Origin of the sequence: Vibrio eleionomae (genome assembly GCF_009874545.1) — a bacterium.
Taxonomy (GTDB): Bacteria; Pseudomonadota; Gammaproteobacteria; order Enterobacterales; family Vibrionaceae; genus Vibrio; species Vibrio nitrifigilis.
Genome location: NZ_WEKT01000102.1, coordinates 1 through 4,556, shown reverse-complemented (window position 1 = coordinate 4,556; position 4,556 = coordinate 1). Strand labels below are relative to the sequence as shown.

Here is a 4,556-nt window from a genome sequence, read left to right as displayed (position 1 = left end):
GTTATTTATTTTCTTGTGTTTTTATTTGAAAGACGATTTAAAAAACTTTTCAATTTTATTAAATATTATATTGATGGATACTTTGATTTATATAAGTTGCCAAATATTAAAAAGTAAAGTGTATATTAATTTTTATGAAAAAAGTAGTTTATACGGTTTTGTCGGGTGGTTACGATAAGATTCACCCGGTATCTTTTATAGATAAAGATACTGACTATATAATTATATCTGATGAAGATATATCTATACCAGTGGGGTGGAAATTAATAATAAAGCCTAAGATGGATAATTCTTTAATTTTCAATCGATATTATAAATTAAACCCTCATATTGTTTTTAAAAATCATGATATATCACTATATATAGATTCTAATATTGAAATACTAAGTAGCCTTACTAATTTATTCGAAAAAATGGGTAAAAATGACGATAAGCATATAGCTCTTTACGAGCATTCTGTTGCTCGTGATGTATATATGGAAGCTAAAACTGTAAAAAGTTTAGGATATTCAATTTTTTATAAAGTAAACAGGCAAATGAATAGGTATCGTAAAGAAGGATATCATGAACTTTTTTTAAAGGAAGCTAATATTTTATTACGTAGACATAATGATGAAGTTATGATCAAAACGTCGAATACGTGGTGGTCAGAGTTTATTTCGGGTGTTCACCGTGATCAGCTATCTTTCAGTTATGCATGTAGAAAAAATAAATGTGAAGTTTTGAACCTGGGTAAACATGATGCTCGATTTGTTCATGACTATTTTATGTATCATGAACATATGAAAAAAAATAAATCTAGAAATCTATTCTATAGATATATAAATAAGTTGGCAAAAATATTTAAAATAGATTCATAGTTAAATTTAATATATGGTTTTTAATGCCAGCATCTCATAATAGTCTATTTAGAGTATTGAAAAATAATGAATTTAAATAATAGAATATCTGCATTGATAGTTACGTTTAATCCCAATTTAGACCATTTATCACAGATGATTGAAATATTAAGTCAGCAAGTTTCGAATATAATCATTGTCGATAACAGTCCTGATGAAATGAAAGTGACTTTCAACGAAGAAGTGGTGAATTATATATATTTAGGTCATAATGAAGGGATCGGTTATGCTCAGAATGTTGGTTTTTTTGAAGCATACAAAAATTCTGATTTTATAATTACCTTTGATCAAGACTCAAAAATAGATGATGGTCTGGTTGATAGTCTAATAAAAGATTATTTCATCCTTCGTGATAATAATATAAAAGTCGCTTGTATTGGACCATCTGTAATTAATGAGCGTGATGGCTCTGTGTACGAGAAGTATTTTAAGGGGGCAGAGGAGCTTAATAATAATTGTTATGCTGTCAAATCTATAATTTCGTCTGGAACATTAATTCCCGTCGATAGTTTATTAAGGATTGGGATAAACAAGGCTCATTGGTTTATAGATTCTATAGATATTGAATGGTGCTATAGGGCAAGAGATTTGGGTTATAAAGTCATAATGACACGAAATAAGAAAATGACGCATAATTTAGGCTCTGGTGATAAAAATCTTTTTTTTGGAAAAAAAATAAACTTTGGTTCTGATTTTAGACTTTACTATGTATTTAGAAATTGGATTTTTTCACTTAGAGAAACTTGTTTCCCATTATCATATAAACTAAAAATAATTTTTAACATGCCAATTAAATTTTTATTACTTGCAACTATACCTCCTCGTAGGGGGAGAATTAAGAATATGCTTAAAGGTATTAAACATGGTATTTTGAAAAAATACTGAATAAGGTGTTAAATTGAAAAGTGTAGCTATTACATCTAATACTAGTTGGTATTTATATAACTTTAGAAAGAACACTATAAAAATGCTAATCGAGCGTGGATATAAAGTCTACGCTATCGCACCTCCTGATGATTACTCGGCTAGATTAGTTGATTTAGGTGCAGAATATATTGATATATTTATTGATCAAGGTGGAACTAATCCTTTAAAGGATATTGCTACTTTTACAAAGTTTTATTTGTTTTATAAAAATAACAAAGTTGATGTGGTATTAAATTTTACACCAAAGAATAATATTTATAGTACACTAGCTGCAAAACTACATGGTATACCTTCAATAAATAATATCGCAGGATTAGGCATATTATTTATAAATGAAAGTCTTTCATCAAAGTTAGCTCGTTTCTTATACAAGGTAAGTCAACGATATGCTCAAAAGATTTTCTTCCAAAATGAAGATGATAGAAAGCTATTTTTAGAAGCTGGGATGGCCTCTTTAGATAAGACTGATCGACTACCTGGCTCTGGTGCTGATCTTTCTCGTTTTTCCCTTTCTCCGGCAAAAGATGATGGGGTAGTACGTTTTTTACTGATTGCTCGTATGTTATTTGATAAGGGGATCGGTCATTATGTTGAGGCGGCTCGTGAGCTCAGAGAACGATACGGTAATAAAGTAGAGTTTCGTCTGCTGGGATTCTTAGATGTCGATAACCCTTCTGCTGTAAGCAAAAAGCAAATGTCGGATTGGGTGAGTGAAGGAATCGTTTCTTACTTAGGGGTATCGGATCAGGTTGAAAAAGAAATTGCTCAAGTTGATTGCATGGTTCTTCCTTCCTTTTACCGAGAGGGAGTGCCTAAGTCGTTACTCGAATCAGGTGCTATGGGCAAACCGATAGTTACTACAGATAATGTTGGCTGTAGAGAAACGGTAGATGACGGCGTTAATGGTTTTTTATGTAAACCTCGCAGCACCGAAAGTTTGGTATTAGCCCTAGATAAAATAATTGTAATGTCTCATCAAGATAGACTCAGGATGGGGGTCGCTAGTCGAACAAAAATTGAAGCAGAGTTTGATGAGAAGATTGTTATCCAAAAATATTTAGACGCAATTGAAGATGTATTGGTATAGCTGATGCANTTTACTCTTTAACAAAAAAACGGCTTTCTTTGAGAAAGCCGTTTTTTTTTGATTTTATTCATCGCACTGGTCAAATTGTCGCCTTGACAAGATTTGGACGTGGCCAAAGAATTTTAGTGAAAAATGAATTTAATCGATTTCTTTATAAATGAAGTAATCTTCCAAACGTAACTGATAGCCACAAGATAGATAACAAAACATAGGATAAATGAATAAAACATCCATGCTTCACTCACATCAAGCATCTCTCCGATAATGCCATATGCAGCAAGCGCTGTAGCTAACAACGTAATTATCATAACGGTGTGCGTCGATGAAAATCCAATGCGTTGGAAAATATGATGCAAGTGTTCTCGATCAGGCTTAAATGGGGAATGACCTTTACGAACACGACGAATCATTAATGAAACCATGTCCATTAGAGGGATTGCGATTAACCAAAGAGCTGTGACTGGTCTCAGTGGTGGGTTAGTACCATTTTGACTCGATAACAGTAATAGCCAAATTAAGCTAAACCCTATAAGCATACTCCCGGCATCTCCCATGAATACTTTGTATTTACGACCAAAGACACCAAGGTTTAGACATAAGTACGGAAGAATGATAACAACAATGACGAGGCATAAATAGGAATAGTTCATTTGCCCATCATGAAATAGCATTATGCCTAACCCACCGAATGCTACGATTGAAATCGCACCTAAGAGCCCATCAATACCGTCAATCATGTTAAATGCATTAATAGCACCTATCACAGCTAAGACAGTAATGATGTATCCAAAGGGCCCGAGGGTAACCTTGCCGAATCCGAATAAATGTCCTAATTCAAGCAGTTCTATGTGGGCGTGAATCATCATAATTAAAGACAGAATGGCTTGGATTAGAAACCTTACTTTGTAGCTAATATCATATTTATCATCCAATGCTCCTACCAATACCAGTAAGACAATACATGAGATGAATATGTATGAGTTGGGGAGTATCGAGCCGTTACTCAGTAAAAAATACACGAGGGTAGAGCATATGGATATGCCACCAATTAATGGGATATTCCCTTCGTGAATCTTTCGACCATTTGGCTTATCTACTAGGCCTATTTTTTTTGCAATTTTCCTTAGAACAAATAGTGAACTCAAGGAAATGAAAAACAACAAAACGAGTTCTAATAGATGAAAGGCCACACAGCTACCTATGTTAAAGAGTTTGTTAGCAAGAGAAGAAGCGTTTCTAGTTCATCTGCACAATTGTGAGGATTTCTTCTTCTATACATGGATAATGAGCGAGCATTTTAAACTAGCTGTAATGATTTTTATAGTGAGAATTTAGATGTAATGTAAGGGTTTTTTACCATATGTATATCGTTTTGATTCTAAGGAACATGTTCGATGTAGCTTATGGTTGTGTCTGGCATCTGAGTTGTGAATCTGCATTCAGTTTCGAAGCTGAGGCTTTAGTATGCCATACACATGGTTAACTTGAGACTATCGAACCCAAATGAGCATTGGTTATCATTAAAACTCTAATAGGAACTCATCGATAAAGTGATTCACCCATTGTCAATATATTATATGGACATAATTCTATTAATATTAAAAATCAAGTGATTTATTTTAATAGGTTCTTATACATAAGAG

General features: G+C 33.0%; 4 protein-coding genes. 3 read left to right on the top strand and 1 reads right to left on the bottom strand.

Going from position 1 to position 4,556, the window contains the following annotated elements; all coding sequences use genetic code 11:
- Positions 1–134 precede the first annotated feature (134 nt).
- From F9817_RS23390 to F9817_RS23380, 3 genes are all read left to right on the top strand, one after another.
- Positions 135–860, top strand: a complete 726-nt coding sequence (locus F9817_RS23390; RefSeq protein WP_161158619.1) for a glycosyltransferase domain-containing protein — start codon at positions 135–137, stop codon at positions 858–860.
- A 66-nt stretch (positions 861–926) separates the two neighbouring features.
- On the top strand, positions 927–1,784 hold the full coding sequence (locus F9817_RS23385; protein ID WP_161158618.1) for a glycosyltransferase: 858 nt from the start codon (positions 927–929) through the stop codon (positions 1,782–1,784).
- Positions 1,785–1,797: 13 nt separating this feature from the next.
- Positions 1,798–2,913 (top strand): glycosyltransferase family 4 protein, encoded by a 1,116-nt coding sequence (locus tag F9817_RS23380; protein ID WP_161158617.1) that lies wholly within the window; start codon positions 1,798–1,800, stop codon positions 2,911–2,913.
- A 122-nt stretch (positions 2,914–3,035) separates the two neighbouring features.
- Here F9817_RS23380 and wecA read toward each other — a convergent pair whose 3' ends face one another.
- Positions 3,036–4,103 (bottom strand): UDP-N-acetylglucosamine--undecaprenyl-phosphate N-acetylglucosaminephosphotransferase, encoded by a 1,068-nt coding sequence (gene wecA, locus F9817_RS23375; RefSeq protein WP_161158616.1) that lies wholly within the window; start codon positions 4,101–4,103, stop codon positions 3,036–3,038.
- Positions 4,104–4,556 lie beyond the last annotated feature (453 nt).

Coding starts and splice junctions, on each gene's coding strand:
- F9817_RS23390 (WP_161158619.1), top strand. CDS start 135: ATGAAAAAAGTAGTTTATACGGTTTTGTCGGGTGGTTACGATAAGATT.
- F9817_RS23385 (WP_161158618.1), top strand. CDS start 927: ATGAATTTAAATAATAGAATATCTGCATTGATAGTTACGTTTAATCCC.